The organism is Allorhizobium sp. nf9_anc, assembly GCF_056323085.1.
The window spans coordinates 2,423,981-2,440,236 of the sequence record NZ_CM150481.1 but is presented as its reverse complement, the minus strand read 5'-3'; the positions used below and the strand labels follow the sequence as shown (position 1 = coordinate 2,440,236).

Genomic DNA, 16,256 nt, shown 5'->3' with positions numbered 1-16,256 from the left:
ATCGTCCAGTGAATCTCTAGTCTATCAGAAGCCGAGCGGCTGAAGCGCCCGCTGTTCGCCGCGATCCTGCGCCTGCTGGCGCTTACGGGCGGCCTGGGACAGCTCAGCCGAGGCGTTCACCGCATGGCCGATCTGGTGCATGGCCTGACGCAGGCTGCGGACGGGATGAAATGTAATGTTCATGGTCGTGTCCTCTGCTTTTGACGCATGGCAAATTTGATGCCCTTATTAGTTCAGTGATGAACCGTTATTGCAATGCACAATGCGGAAGGGCTGCTATGCGAGGGGAGCAAAGCGCGTGCGCAAAGCCCGCGTGCTGCTGCGAGAGAGGGCGCTTAGAAGCGGCTTTCGGCAAAGCTGTTCGCGGGGCGGGCAATGCGACCGGCATGGCCTGCGAAACGTGCGCTCAGCTGCTCTACGGCAACGGAAGGGCTCGACCGGTTGTAAGGGTTGCTGCTGCGGCCATGTTCACCGGCCAGACGCAGGGTCTCGAACTTGCAGTGGATGGGGCGGGTCCGAAGGCTCACGGCGGTCTTCCTTGTAAAGTGTCCCTCCCACTTTGCCCTTTCAATATCGCAGTGCAGCATAGATTCGGCAACCGACGTGATAGCGTGCCTGCCATGCGTTTGGCGCATGGCAGATTTCATAATTTGTTTACATTGCCCGAAATTTAGTCGTTTGACGGTGTCTGCAGCCGCTCGGAGAAGGCAAGCAGGTCCATCCAGGCAAGCGCCTTGCTGGCGGGAGCGGCGAGCAACTCCTGTGGATGCAGCGTTGCCATGGCCTGCACCGCATGGCCGCCGGCGCCAAGTTCACGCCATTTGCCGCGCAGCGCATGGATCGTGCCCGTCTCGCCGAAGAAAAAGCGGGCAGCGAAATTGCCCAGCACGAGAACGAGGCGCGGTTCGACGAGCGCGATCTGTCGCTCGATGAACGGCCGGCAGATGGCGGTCTCCGGGGTCGACGGCATGCGGTCGCCCGGCGGACGCCAGGGGATGACGGTCGAGATGACGACATTTTCGCGCGTCTGGCCGATGGCCGAAAGCATCCGGTCGAGCAGCAGACCGGCCCGGCCGGAAAATGCCAGTCCTTCGCGGTCATCATCGGCATTGGGCATGGGGCCGATCACCATGATGCCGGAAGAGCCGTCGCCCTGTGCCGTGATCGTCGAACGCGCCGACGTTTTGAGATTGCAGCTGGTAAAGCCTTCGATGGCCATCTTCAGCTCGGCGAGCGATCGGGCGCTTTCGGCTGCAAAACGCGCCTCGGCAACAGCATTCTCGTCGGGGATCGCCGGCAGGGCCGAACCCTGAGACGGCTGCGCCCGTGCAGGCTGGCGTTCGGAGGGGGCGGTACTCCGCGAAGGTGCGACGCGCGCCGGCACCTGCGCCGACGATGTCTCTGCTGCAGGGCGCGCCACCTGACGCGCCGCCTTCTCTGCCGCAAAGGCTGCAATCCGGTCGACGGGATCGTCTTCCACAAGCCATTCGACGCCCGCTTCCGCATGGAATGCGAGAAGCGCTGCAAGCTCTGCGGGCGTCATGTCGTGGGCTTGGATCATGGCCCCGTTCTAGTGCCTTCGGCAGGCGGAAGGCAAATGGAAAGCGCGGGGAAGGTGGTACCGATCAGCCTTCATCTTGACGGTGGGGCGGGATGCCCCTCATCCGCCCTTCGGGCACCTTCCCCCCGCAGGCGGGGAGAAGGCCGATACGGCCGCCGCGGCGCTCCTCCCTCTCCCCGCTTGCGGGGAGAGGGTAGGGTGAGGGGCAGTGGAATGCTATGACGGCGCTCGTCTTCGGCGCCCTCATGAAGCTGACCTCACGCCACCCACTGCTCGATGTCGTCGCGTTCGCCGATCAGCGAAAGCCCGTGGGCGATCGATACGAGTTCGCCGCCGGTCTCAATGCGGGATGCGTCGAAGCGGCGGTGGAAGATGTCGCGCACGGCGGGCACGAAGGATGTGCCGCCGGTGAGGAAGATCTTGTCGATGCTGCCGGCCTCGGTGCTGGTTCTGGTCAGGACATCGTCGAGCGCCTCTTCCATACGGACGAGATCGTCGGCGATCCAGCTTTCGAAATCGCGGCGCGTCACGCGCTTTTCGCCGGCTTTGCCGAGCGGCGCGAAGCGGAAATCGGCCTCTTCGGCGGATGAAAGCGCCATCTTGGTGCCCGAGACCGCCTGGTAGAGCGGATAGCCTTCGTCATGGTCGATGAGGTCGATGAAGAGCTCCAGCTTCTCCGGCTCTTCGGCCTGGCGCACCAGCGATTTCAGATCCGCGAATTCCTTGAGCGTCTTGAAGACCGAGAGCTGATTCCAGCGGGAGAAGGCGAGATAGTAGTTGCTGGGAACATCGAGCAGCTTTCCGAAGCTCTTGAACTGGCTGCCCTTGCCGATTTCAGGGGCAACCAGCTGGTCGATGATGCGGGCATCGAACTGATCGCCGGCGATGCCGACGCCGGACTGGCCGATCGGGGTTGCCTTCAGCTTGCCGGCTTCCGTCGAGAAGCGGATCAGCGAAAAGTCGGTCGTACCGCCGCCGAAGTCGGCGACCAGGACGGTCGCATCGCGCTTCAGTGTGCGGGCGAAGTAGAAGGCGGCCGCAACCGGCTCATAGACATAGTGGATCTCGGGGAAACCAAGCCGCGTCAGCGCCTCGTTGTAGCGGGTGACGGCAAGGGCGGGATCGGGGCTCGCGCCGGCGAAATGCACAGGGCGGCCGGCGACGAGGCGTTTCGCCCCCTCAGGCCAGCCATCGCCTCCATAGGCCTGCAGGCGCTTCAGGAAAACCTCCATCAGGTCTTCGAACTGGAAGCGGCGGGCATGCACAAGCGTGCCCTGGAAGAGAGCGGAGGCCGCGAAGGTCTTGATCGACTGCAGAAAGCGACAGTCGCCCGGATTGTCGATGAAGGTGCGGATGGCGGCCTGGCCCGCCTCGACCTTCAGGGCGCCTGCGCCGAGCTGCGGATCCTTGAGGAAGGAGAGCGCGGTGCGCATGCTGTCGGCGGTGCCGGCGGGAGAGGTGAAGGAGACCGAACGTGTGTCGTCTCCGTTTTCCGCGACGGCGATCACGGTATTGGTCGTGCCGAAATCGAGCCCAAGCGCTTCAGCCATGGCCATCGCTCCTTTTATTTATGCCTGATTGTCTGTGAGAACCGGCGAGCCGGTCGTGCTCGGCGGATGCCGAGACATGAAAGAGGGCGCCTGATGCCACAGGGGGGCGGCGAGGGCAAGCGACCTTTTTGTGACGTCTGTGATGGGAACGCAGGTGGGAGCGCAGACACGATCTACGGCATCGACGGCCACAGCGAAGCGGTCGCTCTGGCTGTTGTTCGCGACAGGGTCTATGGTCGGCTTCACCCTGGAGATCGACAGATGTCACCCATGCGCATCGCCCTGCATTGCCTCGCCGCTCTCGCCATCCTGTTGGGCTTCGTATGGATAGGGCAGGGGTCCGGTCATTTTCCCTATCCGGCGTCGAGCTTCATGATCGATCAGAGCCCGTGGATCATGTATGGGGCCATCCTGGCTGTCGTGGGTGTCGCCGGTCTGGTGATGCTGCGTCGGCGCTGAGGCTGGCAGAAATGCGAAGGGCCCGCCGCTGGGCGGGCCCTTTCAACCTTGCGGCGGTCGAACTCAGGCCTGGCGATAAGCCCGGATGGCTTCGGCGACGTCGACGGGCTGACGCTCGGCATCTGCGGTGAGGGCAGAGGTCGCGGACGGTTGCGGGGTCTCGGCGCCTGAAAGCAGCCCGGCGATGATCCGTGCCTGCGAGACTTCCAGTGCCCGCTCACGCGCCCTGTTCAGGCTCTGCTCGATCAGCGTGGTCAACTGCTGTGCGAAGTTGCTAACTTCGTTTTCAGCGGCCACCTGCGGACCACGATACTCGGCCAGGGCTGCAGCCTCGATCGCGTCCTCTTCCGAGATGCGCTCGCTCGCCGGTGCCGTTGGGACCGGGCGGTCGTTCGCAACGGGTGAAGGCGTGGTCGCGGGCGTGCTTGCCTCGGCTGCGGGATCTTCCTCAGGCGCGGCGTCTGCCTCGGGCGCTGCATCGGCGTCGTCAGCCGGCGCTTCCGCATCGGCAGCGTCGGCGGCCGGTTCTTCGACCGTGGCGGCAGCGTCGTCAGCGTCAGCTGCCTCTTCGGCAGGAGCCGCATCGTCAGAAACGGGAACTTCTTCAGGAGCTGCCTGCGCTTCGGTCTCGGCAGTGGCCGGCTCTTCCGCAACCGGTGTCGGTTGATAGGTGCCATCGTCGATATCGTCGGGCGCTGCCGCTTCCGGCTCCTGGTAGGACGGCTGGGTGGTTTCCGACGGTGGCGGCTGCGACGTCGAGCCCGACGTGCTGCTGCCGGATCCCGAGGTCGTGCCAGACGACGGACGGGTTGTGGTTCCGGATGAACCTGAACCGAGAAGTAAGGGGGCGAGCATGATTGACCATAGGGTTGGGGTTTATTGTCGCCAGCCCTAATACAAGCAATCTCTTGAACGATCGTCGCTTTCGTTCATGCAGTTTATGTCAAATACCCTCGATATTGAGGGGCGTTTCAGACGTCCTGATAGAGGCGCGCGGCCATCGGCGCGGTCTCCAGCCCGTCTAACTCATCGTCGAAGGTTTCAAGCTTGGCGAGGAAGTGGTCGATGATCCGGCCATAGGTGGCATTTCGAGAGCGCGGGACGCGCGGGCGCTCTTCGACGGCTGGCTCGAGATCGGGTACGAAAGCGGCAGGCTCGAGCGCCAGCAGCATCCGGTCTTCATGTCCGGCATCGGTCATCACGGGAACTCTCATCTCCCAGGTTTCTCGCTTTGGAGTAAACGCAAGAGATTTCCAACCCGTTCAGTCGATTATTCGCATTTTAGGCAATGCGAATTTGGCGACCTGAAGAGCAAGTCCCGATCGTCAGATCGAGTGGGCCGCACCGCCGTCGACGCGCAGCATGGTGCCGGTGATATAGCTCGCCGGGACCGAGCAGAGGAAGGCGCCGGCGGCAGCGAACTCCTCGACACGGCCGAGCCTCTGTGCGGGGATAGACTTGACCGAGGCGGCCCGCACTTCGTCGAGGCTGCGGCCGGTGCGCTTGGCATTGGCCCCGTCGAGCTCGTCGATCCGGTCCGTATGGATGCGGCCCGGCAGGAGCATGTTGGCCGTCACGCCATAGGAGGCGAGCTCCGAGGATAGCGTCTTGTTCCAGCCGACCAGCGCGCCGCGCAGCGTGTTGGACAGGGCGAGATTGGGGATCGGCTCGAAAACGCCTGAGGAGGCGACGGTGAGGATGCGGCCAAAGCCTTGCGTCTTCATCAAGGGCACCAAGGCATTGGTGAGCGTGATGACCCTGACGACCATCGACTGGAAGAAATTATAGAGCTTTTCGGCATCCATATCCTCGACGGTGCCGGGCGTCGGGCCACCGGTATTGTTGACGAGGATGTCGATACCCCCAAGCGTATGATGAACCGCGTGCAGCATCTGGTCGACGAAATGGGCATCGGCGATGTCAGCCACGACATAGTCCGCCTTGCCGCCGGCAGCCTTGATCGCCTCGACATTGGCCTTCAGCTTCTCTTCCGTGCGCCCGCAGATCAGCACATGGCAACCTTCGGCCGCGAGCGCGTTTGCAATACCGAGGCCGAGGCCGCGCGAGGCGGCGAGCACGAGGGCGCGTTTGCCGGAAATGCCGAGATCCATGGGTGTATCCTTCCGTGATATGATGTCTTTGCGCGCAGTCTATCGGGCGCGGGACTGGATCGGAAGCCCGATCATCTGTGGATGAACCGTCATTAGAACGGGACCTTGCCCGGGTTGAAGAGCATGTCCGGATCAAGCATCGCCTTGAACTGCCGGGAAAGCGACTGTTTGACCGGATCGACATGGCTGAGATAGGCGGCGCGTTTGTCCAGGCCGACACCGTGTTCGGCGGAGAAGCTTCCGCCGGAGGCGTGAATGCCGGCATAGACGGCGTCTTCCGCAAGCGCCTTCAGATCCGGGGGCAGGGGGCCCGGGGCTGCGATGGCGATATGCAGATTGCCATCGGCGATATGGCCGTAGACATAGGCATCGAGGCCATTGCCGATGGCTGCAAGGCCTGCGGTGAAGTCCGCCACGTAGGCGTCGAGCGCCGACGGCGGCATAGAGACGTCGAAGGAGGGCGCATTGGGGAATTCAGCGAAATAGAAGCCAGAATCCTCGCGTAGATCCCAGAAGCGGCGGGTCTGGTCGGAGGACTGGGCAACGATCCCGCCCTTGAGATCTGCTTCTTCCCAGAGTGCGGCAAGCTCGTCTTCCAGCAATGTCGTTGCCGCTTCCATCGTCTCACCGGAAACTTCGACCAGAAGCACGGCAGCATCACCTTCGAGCCAGGAGAGATCGAAACCCTTGAGGGCCGCATGATCGCGCACATAGCGCGGCCACATCATCTCGGCGGCTTCAAGCAGAAGTGCCGGATGCCGGCGCAGCCGTGCGGCGACCTGCAGCGCACGGGCAGCATTCTCGACGCAGAGAAGTGCGACGGCGCGATGCGGCCGGATCGGCTCGACCTTCATGACTACCCGGGTGGCGAAGCCGAAGGCGCCTTCTCCGCCGATGAAAAGCTGCTTGATGTCAGGGCCGGCGGAGACCTTGACCACGCGGGTCATATCCGAAAATACCTCTCCCGAAGGCAGCACAGCTTCCAGCCCGAGTATCTGGTGACGCATCACTCCATTGCGGAAGGCATGAATGCCGCCGGCATTGGTGGAGACCATGCCGCCGATGGTGGCGGATCCGCGCGATCCGAGATCGATGCCGGTGGTGAGGCCATGTGGCGCGAGCGCTGCCTGCAGGGCCTCCAGCGTGACGCCGGTTTCCACCTCGACGGTCTCTTCGTCGGGATGGATGGCAATGATCCGATTGAGCCGGGTGCTGGACAGGAGAACTTCTCCGGCCCGACTTGCGCCACCGCCGACGAGACCACTCAAGCCTCCCTGCGGGACGATGGCGACATGGTTCGCCCGGCACCAGGAAATCAATGCGGCAGCCGCTTCTGTTGAAGCAGGCTGCGCCATCACGCCGGCGTTGAGGTTTGCCGGGTCTTCACCGGGATGCCGACCGGCAAGAGCGTCGGGGCCGAGGATCCGGAGGTCCGGATGCAGGCCGTCAAGCGCGCGGGCAAGGTCATGGGGCGAAAGGGTGGGGTGCGAAGACATGGGGCAAGCCTGATCTGTTTGCGCTTTCTTCGCCGTAAAGCTTTGTCGCCGCAAGTCACCCAGCGGCCTTTCCCGCCCTGTTGGCTGCCCTCAAAGCTCTGCCGGAAAGCCGGGTGCCCGCAGGTCCGTGCCGGTCGCGTCTTCCAAGAGCTTCACGACCTGCGACGACCAGGCGTCACCGCCATAGGCAGAACGGGCGCGGATGAAGGTCTGCAGCGCATGGCCGGCGAGATCGAGCGGCACGCCGAACTCGCGACCGAAGCCGAGTGCGAAGCCGAGGTCCTTCACGGCGAGATCCATGGTGAAATTGATGTTGTAGCTGCCGTTCAGGATCACCTGGCCCTCGGTCTCGTGCACGAAGCTGTTGCCGGAGGAGGCCTTGATGATGTTGAAGGCGTCGGTGAGGTCGATGCCGCCCTTCTTCGCCAGCATCAGGGCTTCCCCGGTGGCGATCAGGTGGATGAAGGCAAGCATGTTGGTGATCACCTTGATCACCGCTGCCTTGCCGAGCGGGCCTGCGCGGAAGATCTGCTTGCCCATGGCCTGGAAGGCCGGGAGATGCAAGTCGTAGAGATCACTGTCCCCGCCGATGATCACGGTGATCTCGCCGGAAGCCGCCAGATGCACGCCGCCGGTCACGGGGGATTCCAGCATGCGAACGCCGGCCTCTGCGGCGACCTTGCCGAGACGCAGGACTTCCTGCTCGTCGAGCGTGCTCATCTCGATCCAGGTGGCGCCGGGCTTCAGACCTTTCAGAATGCCGCGCTCGCCGATCAGCACCCGTTCGCTGACTTTCGGAGAGGGCAGGCAGGTGATGACGGCATCTACGGCTTCGGCCACCGCTTGAGGATCGGCGGCAAACCGGGCACCGGCGGCGACCAGCTCCTTGGCATTGTCGGGATCGAGATCATTGACCACGACGGTGAAGCCAGCCCTGACCAAGCTGCCGGCGAGATGGCGGCCAAGATGACCAAGCCCGATGAAACCATATGTGAGTGCCATGTCGTGTTCCCCTGCTGGCGTTTTGGCAGAGACTGCGACAAAGCGGCAAAGGGTTCAAAGGCAGATTTTGGCGAGCGACGCGAGATGACGCGGAGAGAACAGGTCTACGGCGCTTTTTTCTGGGCCGGGCAGGGCGGCCGGTGCGAGGATCTTCGCCCGGCAAAGCGATGGTCTTGCAGCCGCTAGAGCCGAAGCCGGTTCGTCCTCAGGTGAGGTCGCTGCGCTCGACTGTGGTTGTTTGTTGGGGAGACCCGGCGGCGGTCCGCTTATCCGGCCGCGCCATGCCGGCCATGATCTTCGACAGGATCAGCGTTCTGCCCCAGCGGGGCATGCCGGTGAACGAGGCCTCCAGCGCCTTTGCGAGCAGCCCCGGCCGGATCGTGCCACGACGCCCGAGCGCATCGAGCGTGGCAGCCGCGACCACCGAGGCCGGCTGGCTCATGCCCATGATCATATCGGCCCGAGCAGCAAAGCCGCTGGCGATCGGGCCGGGCGCGCAGGCGATGACATCGACCCCTTGCGGGCGAAGCTCGGCGCGCAGCCCCTCGGCGAAGGTCTGGATAAAGGCCTTGGTGGCGGCATAATTGGCGGATTGCGCCACGCCCTGGAAGGCGAGCAGCGAACTCATCAGCACCAGGCCGCCCGAGCCGCGTCGCACGAAGCGCTGGGCCATGGCATGGCTGAGCTGCACGACCGCGCGGCAGTTGACGTCTATCATGTCGAGCTCGGTCGTGACGGGAATGCGTGTGAAGGGGCCCGAGGTGCCGAAGCCTGCGGCGGCCACCAGAAGGCCGATGTCGTAATGCGCCGTGGTGCGGATCAGCTCCTCCACCTTGTCTGCTCGCGACAGATCGACCGGCAGGACATCGACCGCGACGCCATGGGCCTTGGCCAGTTCCTCGGCCAGTGCCTCCAGCCGGTCGAGCCTGCGGGCGACAAGCACGAGGCCATAACCGCGCCGCGCCAGTTCGCGGGCAAATTCCCGTCCGATGCCATCCGAGGCGCCGGTCACCAGCGCCAGTGGTCCATATTTCAGGCTGCCCCGGCGATTAATGTGGCTGAGGGCTCTCGCTGCGTCGGTCATTCCACGATCCTCACAGGCATTGTTGACACTGTCTACTTTACCGATAGCGATGGAAGTTGACGCTGTCAACGTTGGTGCTCTACAAGATCGAGGCTGCTCTCCCGTGTTACCTTGCGCGGGCGCCGTCAGGGAGACAGTTTGGGGACGACGGAGCGGTGTCGCAGCGGGCGCCGGTCAACACGATGCGGGAGCCAATATGCCGAGAACTCGACGTGATCTGCGCGAAGCCTGTCTTGCCGAGGGCATGGCGATCATCGCCAGTGACGGTCTGGAGAAGCTCAGCCTGCGCGAGGTGGCGCGAAGGCTCGGCGTGTCGCATCAGGCGCCCTACAAGCACTTTGCCAGCCGCGACCACATTCTGGCGGAGATGGTTTCGCGGGCCTTCGACGCCTTCGCAACGTTCCTAGATGCCCATCCGAAATCCGACAATCCGGATCAGGACATGGCGAACATGGGCGCGGACTATCTGCGGTATGCCCAAGAGCGCCCGCTCGAATATCGCTTGATGTTTGGGACGCCGCTGCCGGATGGCGAGGCCTTTCCCGAGATGATGGCCAAGGCCAAGCACGCCTTTTCGCTTCTCGTCTCGGGCTTGAAGCGCAGGGCGGATCTGACCGGCACGGAGCGCAGCGACGACGCTATTCTGCTCGATGCTCTTGTCATCTGGTCTTCGCTGCATGGTCTTGCTTCGGTGAAGAGTTCGTCGGTGCTCCACACCCTCGATCTGCCGCCCGCCCTGATCGAGCGCAGCGACGCGCACATGATCCACGGCCTTTCCGCCTTGATCGCATCGACCGAGGACCAATCAGCGCATTGACCCTTACGTGCACGTAAGATATTCTGCGACTTCACACCGCCCTGCCGGAATTTGCGCCTTGGCGCGTCGCGCTTCGGCTCGACAATCCGGCTGGGTTTTGTCAAGGAGGAAGGCGGAACGCACCGCCTGGCGAGGAATGACCGATGAGCACCGAGATGGAACTGCCTGAACGCGAAAGCATGGAATTCGACGTCGTGATCGTGGGCGCAGGCCCGGCCGGTCTGTCGGCTGCGATCCGGCTGAAGCAGGTCAATCCGGACCTGACCGTCGTCGTGCTCGAAAAGGGCGCCGAAGTCGGTGCGCATATCCTGTCCGGTGCCGTGGTTGATCCCATCGGCGTCGACAAGCTGATCCCCGGCTGGCGCGAAGAGGCCGATCACCCGTTCAAGACCGCAGTCACCGACGACCAGTTCCTCTTCCTCGGTCCCGCAGGCTCCATCCGTCTGCCAAACATGCTGATGCCGCCGCTGATGAGCAATCACGGCAACTACATCGTCTCGCTCGGCAATGTCTGTCGTTGGCTGGGCGCCCATGCGGAAGCGCTCGGCGTCGAGATCTATCCGGGCTTTGCAGCAGCGGAAGTGCTCTACAATGATGAGGGTGCTGTCATCGGCGTCGCGACCGGCGACATGGGCATCGAGAAGAACGGTGAACCGGGTCCGGCCTATACCCGCGGCATGGAACTGCTCGGCAAATATGTGCTGATCTCGGAAGGCGTGCGCGGCTCGCTCGCCAAGCAGCTGATCGCCAAGTTCGATCTCTCCCGTGAAAGCGATGTGCAGAAGTACGGCATCGGCCTGAAGGAACTCTGGCAGGTCAAGCCCGAGCATCACAAACAAGGCCTCGTGCAGCACTCCTTCGGCTGGCCGCTCGGCATGAAGACCGGTGGCGGATCCTTCCTCTATCACCTCGAAGACAACATGGTCGCCGTCGGCTTCGTCGTGCACCTGAACTACAAGAACCCCTATCTCTATCCCTTCGAGGAATTCCAGCGCTTCAAGACCCATCCGGCGATCGCCAAGACCTTCGAAGGTGGCAAGCGGCTCTCCTACGGCGCGCGCGCGATTACCGAAGGCGGATACCAGTCTGTGCCGAAGCTATCCTTCCCGGGCGGCGCGCTGATCGGCTGTTCCGCGGGCCTCGTCAACGTGCCCCGCATCAAGGGCTCTCACAACGCTGTGCTCTCCGGCATGCTGGCGGCTGAGAAGATCGCTGCGGCCATCGCCGCCGGCCGCGCCAATGATGAGCCGATCGAGATCGAGAACGAATGGCGCTCGACCGATATCGGCACGGACTTGAAGCGCGTGCGCAACGTCAAGCCGCTCTGGTCCAAGCTCGGCACGGCGCTTGGCGTTGGCCTCGGCGGCATCGACATGTGGATGAACCAGCTCCTCGGCTTCTCCTTCTTCGGCACGCTGAAGCATGGCAAGACCGATGCGCAATCCCTCGAGCCGGCCGCAAATCACAAGCCGATCGCCTATCCGAAGCCGGATGGTGTGCTGACCTTCGACCGTCTCTCTTCGGTCTTCCTGTCCAACACCAACCATGAAGAGGATCAGCCGGTCCATCTGAAGGTCAAGGACATGGACCTGCAGAAGCGTTCCGAGCTCGGCATCTATGCCGGCCCTTCGACGCGCTACTGTCCGGCGGGTGTTTATGAATGGGTGGAGAAGGACGGCGAAGAGACCTTCGTCATCAACGCCCAGAACTGCGTGCACTGCAAGACCTGCGACATCAAGGACCCGAACCAGAACATCACCTGGGTGCCGCCCCAAGGCGGCGAAGGGCCGGTCTATCCGAACATGTAAATGTTCGGGAGGCAGGCCCGCACTGACCGCCGCCGGAAACTTGGCGGCGAAGGGCCGGTCTATCCGAACATGTAAATGTTCGGGAGGCAGGCCCGCACGGACCGCCGACGGGAACTTGGCGGCGAGGGGCCGGTCTATCCGAACATGTGACTATCTTAAAGGGCGGTTGAAAGGCCGCCCTTTTTGCCTCTGACGGCTAGGTTGAACACGACTGCCCGCTGCCCCATCTTCGCCATCTCTCTTAACGTCGACCCTGAGATTTAACCCGGCATTAACCATAAATTTCTAGGCTCCTCGGCAACGAATCGTATCCCGAGGACGCCTGAATCATGACCATTTCCCGCCGCGGTCTCCTGTTCGGCCTGCCGCTCTTTCTGGCCGGCTGCCAGTCCGTTCCCAACCAGCAGGCCATGTATGGCGACATCCCGGATGAACCGCATCCGCTGAAAAAGGTGCCGCTCGAGAAGATCAAGCCGGAGCTGCGCCGTCAGGAAGTTGCCTATGAGACATCGCATCCGGCAGGCACGATCGTGGTCAATACGCCCGAGCGCCGGCTCTATTACGTGCTGGGCGGTGGCCGCGCCATGCGCTACGGCATCGGCGTTGGCCGCGCGGGTCTCGCGCTTGCCGGTAACGCCTATGTCGGTCGCAAGGCCGAATGGCCGACCTGGACGCCGACACCGAACATGATCCGCCGCGATCCGGAAAAGAACCTGAAATATGCAGGCGGTCTGCCCGGCGGCCCGAACAACCCGCTCGGCGCGCGCGCCATGTATCTCTACCGCAGCGGCAACGACACCATGTTCCGCATTCACGGCACCAACCAGCCCTGGTCGATCGGCCAGGCCATGTCGTCCGGCTGCGTGCGCATGATGAACCATGATGTGATCGACCTCTATGCCCGCGTCGACGTCGGCTCCAAGGTCGTTGTCATGCAGGCCTGATCGCCGCATCGATCCCTATGATTTTGAGTGGCGCTGGTCTCGCGACCGGCGCCACGCTTTTTTGATCGGTCCGTGACAGTCTCTTGTCACGCAAACTCACGAGTGCGAAATCAGCCTTTCCGACTCGCGACTTCGCCCCAATCTCCCCGCAGTGAAACTTTTCGGTGCCGTTGCGCGTCGAAGCAGGTGTTGACGCTGTGTCGACCAAATCCGACCGGTTTGAGGCTTTGCGCCTTCGTCGGTCAGGACTAAGTGGGAACAGACGCGTCTAGGTCGACGTGTCGAGATTTGAGAAGGAAATTTGAATGGCTCGCGAGACAAAATCCGGCTTATCCGACCTTGGTGGATGCCAGATCGAGGCGACCCTCCAGCTCCTCGACGGCAAATGGAAGGGTGTCATCCTTCATCATCTTCTGCGTGACGAGGTCCTTCGCTTCAACGAACTGGTCAAGCTTCTGTCCACCATCACCCACCGTACGCTGTCCAAGCAGTTGCGCGAGATGGAAGTCGCGGGCCTCGTCGCCCGCACCGTCTACCCGGTCGTACCGCCCCGCGTCGACTATTCGCTGACCCCGCTCGGCCGCAGCCTCGAGCCGGTCATCCAGGCCCTTGGCCGCTGGGGCCAAGAAAACCTGGTGGCCGTGGAAGACGCGGCGCTGAAGCCGTGCGAAATGCCTGTTGGCAGTGAAGCGATCATGCGTTCAGCGGCCTGACGCAGCAGGTATGCGCGATCAGCGCTTCGACAGAAGGCCAGTTGACAAGAGGACACCCAAGCCGGTGACGAGAGCAGCGACAATGGTTGCTGCACCGAGTGGTTCCGAAAGGAAGAGTGTTCCACCGATGGCCGCCGCTACCGGCGTGATCGCCGTATAAGCCGCGGCCTGCGTTCCGCCAAGTGTCCGAACCGCAGCGCCATAGAGAAGCGTGGCGACAAGACCGGACAAGAGGCCCTGCGTGACCGCCTGCAGGGCGATTTCCGAGGATGGCGCCGACAGGAAACGCGTACCCACGAAGGGCAGGGCGGCGAGGTTGAGGATCGTCGACCAGACGCAGATCAGCGCCGCGCCCTCGAAGGCATTGAGCCCGCTGCGTCGGAAGGCATGGGTGTAGACGGCCCAGAGCGTCGCTCCGATGGGTAGGATGGTGAAGCTGATCCATCCCAGTCCATCCCCGCCCAGATTGCCGTACAGAAGTACACCGCCGCCCGCGAGAATCCCCAGCATGCCCAGCTTGCGCCAGTTGTCCGGTTTTTCACCGAGGAACAGCATTCCAATGAGCGCGACGGCCAGCGGCATCAACCCCGGCAGGAGGACGCCCGCCGCCGAAGCTGGCGTGTGGCGCATGCCGAAGGCGACGATCTGGAAGAAGGGGGCCCCGGATCCGACAACCATGAGAGCGAGTGCCCCTGTGGCACCCTTCGGAAACAGGCCTGTCCGCCACCAGACCGGCGTCAGGACCAGAGCCGGAATGCCATAGCGCAAAAGGCTGAGGTCGAGTGGCCCCAGACCCGCACCGACGCTGTGGCGGGTGGAGACCAGCCAAGCGGCCCAGATGAGCACGACGGAGAGTGCAGACAGGGCACCAAGTGCCGAGCGACGCGAGCCGGGGATTTGAGAGGTGCCGACGGTGGACATGCGGGACTCCGAACGAGTTCTGTGCCCGCCATTCTAGGGCTGCCGACGGGGCATGTCCTTGCCAATTTCGCCTCAGATCACTAGTGGATTGACAGGTTCTGCCAATATTGTCCGCCCTGGTGAGGGTTCATGCCAAAACTCGACAAATTCGATCATGCGATACTGGGGCTGCTCCAGGAAGATGCGCGCACCACCAATGTTGAGATCGCCGACAAGGTCGGTCTTTCGCAATCACCCTGCCTGAGGCGGATCCGCCTGATGGAGGAGAGCGGTATCATCAGGGGATACCGTGCCGACCTGGATCGCCGTGCGCTCGGGCTCGAACTCACGGTCTTTGTGGCCTTCAAGGTCGCACGCCACACCCGGGAAAATGCCGACGCGCTGCATGACGCCCTGCTCGACATTCCGGAAGTGGTCGCCTGCTATATGATATCAGGCGAGTCGGATTTTCTGGCGGAAGTCGTCGTCGAGAACCTGTCCGCCTATGAGACCCTTTTGACCGAGAGACTTCTCGTCCTGCCAAGTGTCACCGATATCCGGTCGAATTTCGCCATCCGGAGCGTCAAGACCGGGGCGCCGTTGAAGCTCCCCGCCCGTTCCTGAAGTCCGGGTCTTGATTGGACGCCGCGGGGTGCGGCGGCCAATCTGCCTTTGCTCAGGCGGGAAAGCCTTCCAGCACGATCTTTCCGCGCGCCCGGTTGCTTTCGATGATGGCATGCGCCTTGCGCAAGTTCTCCGCCGTGATCGGCCCCAGCACAGTGTCGAGCGTCGTGCGGATCTTGCCGCTGTCGATCAGCTCAGCGACATGCGTCAGCAGCTTGTGCTGCTCGATCATGTCAGGCGTCTGGAACATCGGACGCGAGAACATGAACTCCCAATGCAGCGACACCACCTTCATCTTGAAGGCAAGAATGTCGAACCCTTCCGGAAAGTCGTCGATCAGGCAGATGCGGCCCATCGGCGCGATGATCTCGGCCATGGCCAGGCGATGTTGGCTCGAATGCGTGACCGAGAAGATGAAGGCGGGTGCGCCGATGCCGAGCTTTGCATATTCCTCAGCGAGCGGCTTGCTGTGGTCGATCACGTGATCGGCACCGAGTGACTTTGCCCAGTCTGCCGTCTCGGGCCGCGAGGCGGTCGCGATGACCTTGAGGTCGGTTAGCGTCTTGGCGAGCTGGATGGCAATCGAGCCCACGCCGCCCGCACCGCCGGTGATCAGGATCGCCCGTTCCGCACCGAGCACGGGATCGGCGACCTTGAGCCGGTCGAACAGCGCCTCGTATGCGGTGATGGCGGTCAGCGGCAGGGCGGCAGCCTCTGCAAAGGACAGCGACTTCGGCTTGATGCCGACGATCCGCTCGTCGACGAGATGGTATTCCGCATTGGTGCCAGGGCGCCCGATCGCGCCGGCATAGTAGACTTCGTCACCTGGCTTGAAGAGCGTCACGTCCGACCCCACCGCCTTGACCACGCCGGCCGCGTCATAGCCGAGAATGCGGGCTTCGCCGGCTACCGGCGTGTGGTTGCGGCGAACCTTGGTGTCGACGGGATTGACCGAGACGGCCTTGATTTCGACCAGGAGGTCATGGCCGGAAGCCTCAGGGATAGGCAGATCGAGATCGACCAGGGCCTCGTCCGACGTGATGGGCTGGGGCTTGTGGAAACCGATGGCTCGCATGGGGCAACTCCTGTCTTGCATTTGCACGCTGCCCATTAAGGACATAGATGGGGTCTGCGCAAGAATGCACATTTTGTGTTCGTAGGCACAGAAATGAACCTCGGTATCAGAA

18 protein-coding genes are annotated in these 16,256 nt (G+C 62.9%); 6 read left to right on the top strand and 12 right to left on the bottom strand.

Annotated features, from left to right (window positions below):
- Positions 1–24: 24 nt before the first annotated feature.
- From AC02Y0_RS11830 to AC02Y0_RS11815, 4 genes are all read right to left on the bottom strand, one after another.
- Positions 25–183: a hypothetical protein gene (locus tag AC02Y0_RS11830; protein WP_444558666.1), complete on the bottom strand. Its 159-nt coding sequence runs from the start codon at positions 181–183 to the stop codon at positions 25–27.
- A 152-nt stretch (positions 184–335) separates the two neighbouring features.
- Entirely contained in the window at positions 336–527 is a 192-nt protein-coding gene (locus AC02Y0_RS11825; RefSeq protein WP_476379113.1) for a hypothetical protein, read from the bottom strand.
- A 143-nt stretch (positions 528–670) separates the two neighbouring features.
- Positions 671–1,561: a uracil-DNA glycosylase gene (locus AC02Y0_RS11820; protein WP_476379112.1), complete on the bottom strand. Its 891-nt coding sequence runs from the start codon at positions 1,559–1,561 to the stop codon at positions 671–673.
- A 257-nt stretch (positions 1,562–1,818) separates the two neighbouring features.
- Entirely contained in the window at positions 1,819–3,111 is a 1,293-nt protein-coding gene (locus tag AC02Y0_RS11815) for an Hsp70 family protein (RefSeq protein ID WP_476379111.1), read from the bottom strand.
- A gap of 261 nt (positions 3,112–3,372) precedes the next feature.
- On the opposite strand from AC02Y0_RS11815, the gene AC02Y0_RS11810 reads away from it, so the two are divergent.
- On the top strand, positions 3,373–3,570 hold the full coding sequence (locus tag AC02Y0_RS11810) for a hypothetical protein (RefSeq protein WP_476379110.1): 198 nt from the start codon (positions 3,373–3,375) through the stop codon (positions 3,568–3,570).
- Between the two features lie 63 nt (positions 3,571–3,633).
- Here AC02Y0_RS11810 and AC02Y0_RS11805 read toward each other — a convergent pair whose 3' ends face one another.
- The 6 genes from AC02Y0_RS11805 to AC02Y0_RS11780 all read right to left on the bottom strand — a co-directional run bounded on the left by AC02Y0_RS11805 (position 3,634) and on the right by AC02Y0_RS11780 (position 9,263).
- Complete coding sequence (locus tag AC02Y0_RS11805; protein WP_476379109.1) at positions 3,634–4,425, bottom strand: hypothetical protein; 792 nt, start codon at positions 4,423–4,425, stop codon at positions 3,634–3,636.
- A gap of 116 nt (positions 4,426–4,541) precedes the next feature.
- Positions 4,542–4,769 (bottom strand): hypothetical protein, encoded by a 228-nt coding sequence (locus AC02Y0_RS11800; RefSeq protein ID WP_476379108.1) that lies wholly within the window; start codon positions 4,767–4,769, stop codon positions 4,542–4,544.
- Positions 4,770–4,895: 126 nt separating this feature from the next.
- Entirely contained in the window at positions 4,896–5,681 is a 786-nt protein-coding gene (locus tag AC02Y0_RS11795; RefSeq protein ID WP_476379107.1) for an SDR family oxidoreductase, read from the bottom strand.
- A gap of 92 nt (positions 5,682–5,773) precedes the next feature.
- On the bottom strand, positions 5,774–7,177 hold the full coding sequence (locus AC02Y0_RS11790; RefSeq protein ID WP_476379106.1) for an FAD-binding oxidoreductase: 1,404 nt from the start codon (positions 7,175–7,177) through the stop codon (positions 5,774–5,776).
- Positions 7,178–7,267: 90 nt separating this feature from the next.
- Entirely contained in the window at positions 7,268–8,179 is a 912-nt protein-coding gene (locus AC02Y0_RS11785; RefSeq protein ID WP_476379105.1) for an NAD(P)-dependent oxidoreductase, read from the bottom strand.
- Between the two features lie 205 nt (positions 8,180–8,384).
- The gene (locus tag AC02Y0_RS11780; RefSeq protein WP_476379104.1) at positions 8,385–9,263 is read right to left on the bottom strand and encodes an SDR family NAD(P)-dependent oxidoreductase; all 879 of its coding nucleotides are present in this window, start codon (positions 9,261–9,263) and stop codon (positions 8,385–8,387) included.
- A gap of 196 nt (positions 9,264–9,459) precedes the next feature.
- Between AC02Y0_RS11780 and AC02Y0_RS11775 the strand changes: the two genes are divergently transcribed.
- From AC02Y0_RS11775 to AC02Y0_RS11760, 4 genes are all read left to right on the top strand, one after another.
- A complete protein-coding gene (locus AC02Y0_RS11775) occupies positions 9,460–10,080 on the top strand; it encodes a TetR/AcrR family transcriptional regulator (protein ID WP_476379103.1) in 621 nt (206 codons plus the stop codon).
- A gap of 143 nt (positions 10,081–10,223) precedes the next feature.
- Positions 10,224–11,888: an electron transfer flavoprotein-ubiquinone oxidoreductase gene (locus tag AC02Y0_RS11770; protein WP_476379102.1), complete on the top strand. Its 1,665-nt coding sequence runs from the start codon at positions 10,224–10,226 to the stop codon at positions 11,886–11,888.
- A gap of 329 nt (positions 11,889–12,217) precedes the next feature.
- Positions 12,218–12,832, top strand: coding sequence for a L,D-transpeptidase (locus AC02Y0_RS11765; RefSeq protein ID WP_476379100.1), 615 nt, complete (start codon positions 12,218–12,220; stop codon positions 12,830–12,832).
- A 305-nt stretch (positions 12,833–13,137) separates the two neighbouring features.
- Positions 13,138–13,545: a winged helix-turn-helix transcriptional regulator gene (locus AC02Y0_RS11760; protein WP_476379098.1), complete on the top strand. Its 408-nt coding sequence runs from the start codon at positions 13,138–13,140 to the stop codon at positions 13,543–13,545.
- A gap of 18 nt (positions 13,546–13,563) precedes the next feature.
- On the opposite strand, the gene AC02Y0_RS11755 is transcribed toward AC02Y0_RS11760, so the two are convergent.
- Positions 13,564–14,466 carry a DMT family transporter gene (locus AC02Y0_RS11755; RefSeq protein WP_476379096.1) on the bottom strand — a complete coding sequence of 301 codons (903 nt, stop codon included), beginning with the start codon at positions 14,464–14,466 and terminating at the stop codon, positions 13,564–13,566.
- Between the two features lie 129 nt (positions 14,467–14,595).
- Here AC02Y0_RS11755 and AC02Y0_RS11750 point away from each other — a divergent pair, with 129 nt between their 5' ends.
- Complete coding sequence (locus AC02Y0_RS11750) at positions 14,596–15,069, top strand: Lrp/AsnC family transcriptional regulator (protein ID WP_476379094.1); 474 nt, start codon at positions 14,596–14,598, stop codon at positions 15,067–15,069.
- Between the two features lie 52 nt (positions 15,070–15,121).
- Here AC02Y0_RS11750 and AC02Y0_RS11745 read toward each other — a convergent pair whose 3' ends face one another.
- Positions 15,122–16,144 (bottom strand): zinc-binding alcohol dehydrogenase family protein, encoded by a 1,023-nt coding sequence (locus AC02Y0_RS11745; RefSeq protein ID WP_476379092.1) that lies wholly within the window; start codon positions 16,142–16,144, stop codon positions 15,122–15,124.
- Positions 16,145–16,256 lie beyond the last annotated feature (112 nt).

Bases quoted from the DNA above. Each gene is read 5' to 3' on its own strand.
- AC02Y0_RS11830 (WP_444558666.1), bottom strand. From the start codon at position 183: ATGAACATTACATTTCATCCCGTCCGCAGCCTGCGTCAGGCCATGCAC.
- AC02Y0_RS11820 (WP_476379112.1), bottom strand. From the start codon at position 1,561: ATGATCCAAGCCCACGACATGACGCCCGCAGAGCTTGCAGCGCTTCTC.
- AC02Y0_RS11815 (WP_476379111.1), bottom strand. From the start codon at position 3,111: ATGGCTGAAGCGCTTGGGCTCGATTTCGGCACGACCAATACCGTGATC.
- AC02Y0_RS11810 (WP_476379110.1), top strand. From the start codon at position 3,373: ATGTCACCCATGCGCATCGCCCTGCATTGCCTCGCCGCTCTCGCCATC.
- AC02Y0_RS11805 (WP_476379109.1), bottom strand. From the start codon at position 4,425: ATGCTCGCCCCCTTACTTCTCGGTTCAGGTTCATCCGGAACCACAACC.
- AC02Y0_RS11800 (WP_476379108.1), bottom strand. From the start codon at position 4,769: ATGACCGATGCCGGACATGAAGACCGGATGCTGCTGGCGCTCGAGCCT.
- AC02Y0_RS11795 (WP_476379107.1), bottom strand. From the start codon at position 5,681: ATGGATCTCGGCATTTCCGGCAAACGCGCCCTCGTGCTCGCCGCCTCG.
- AC02Y0_RS11790 (WP_476379106.1), bottom strand. From the start codon at position 7,177: ATGTCTTCGCACCCCACCCTTTCGCCCCATGACCTTGCCCGCGCGCTT.
- AC02Y0_RS11785 (WP_476379105.1), bottom strand. From the start codon at position 8,179: ATGGCACTCACATATGGTTTCATCGGGCTTGGTCATCTTGGCCGCCAT.
- AC02Y0_RS11780 (WP_476379104.1), bottom strand. From the start codon at position 9,263: ATGACCGACGCAGCGAGAGCCCTCAGCCACATTAATCGCCGGGGCAGC.
- AC02Y0_RS11775 (WP_476379103.1), top strand. From the start codon at position 9,460: ATGCCGAGAACTCGACGTGATCTGCGCGAAGCCTGTCTTGCCGAGGGC.
- AC02Y0_RS11770 (WP_476379102.1), top strand. From the start codon at position 10,224: ATGAGCACCGAGATGGAACTGCCTGAACGCGAAAGCATGGAATTCGAC.
- AC02Y0_RS11765 (WP_476379100.1), top strand. From the start codon at position 12,218: ATGACCATTTCCCGCCGCGGTCTCCTGTTCGGCCTGCCGCTCTTTCTG.
- AC02Y0_RS11760 (WP_476379098.1), top strand. From the start codon at position 13,138: ATGGCTCGCGAGACAAAATCCGGCTTATCCGACCTTGGTGGATGCCAG.
- AC02Y0_RS11755 (WP_476379096.1), bottom strand. From the start codon at position 14,466: ATGTCCACCGTCGGCACCTCTCAAATCCCCGGCTCGCGTCGCTCGGCA.
- AC02Y0_RS11750 (WP_476379094.1), top strand. From the start codon at position 14,596: ATGCCAAAACTCGACAAATTCGATCATGCGATACTGGGGCTGCTCCAG.
- AC02Y0_RS11745 (WP_476379092.1), bottom strand. From the start codon at position 16,144: ATGCGAGCCATCGGTTTCCACAAGCCCCAGCCCATCACGTCGGACGAG.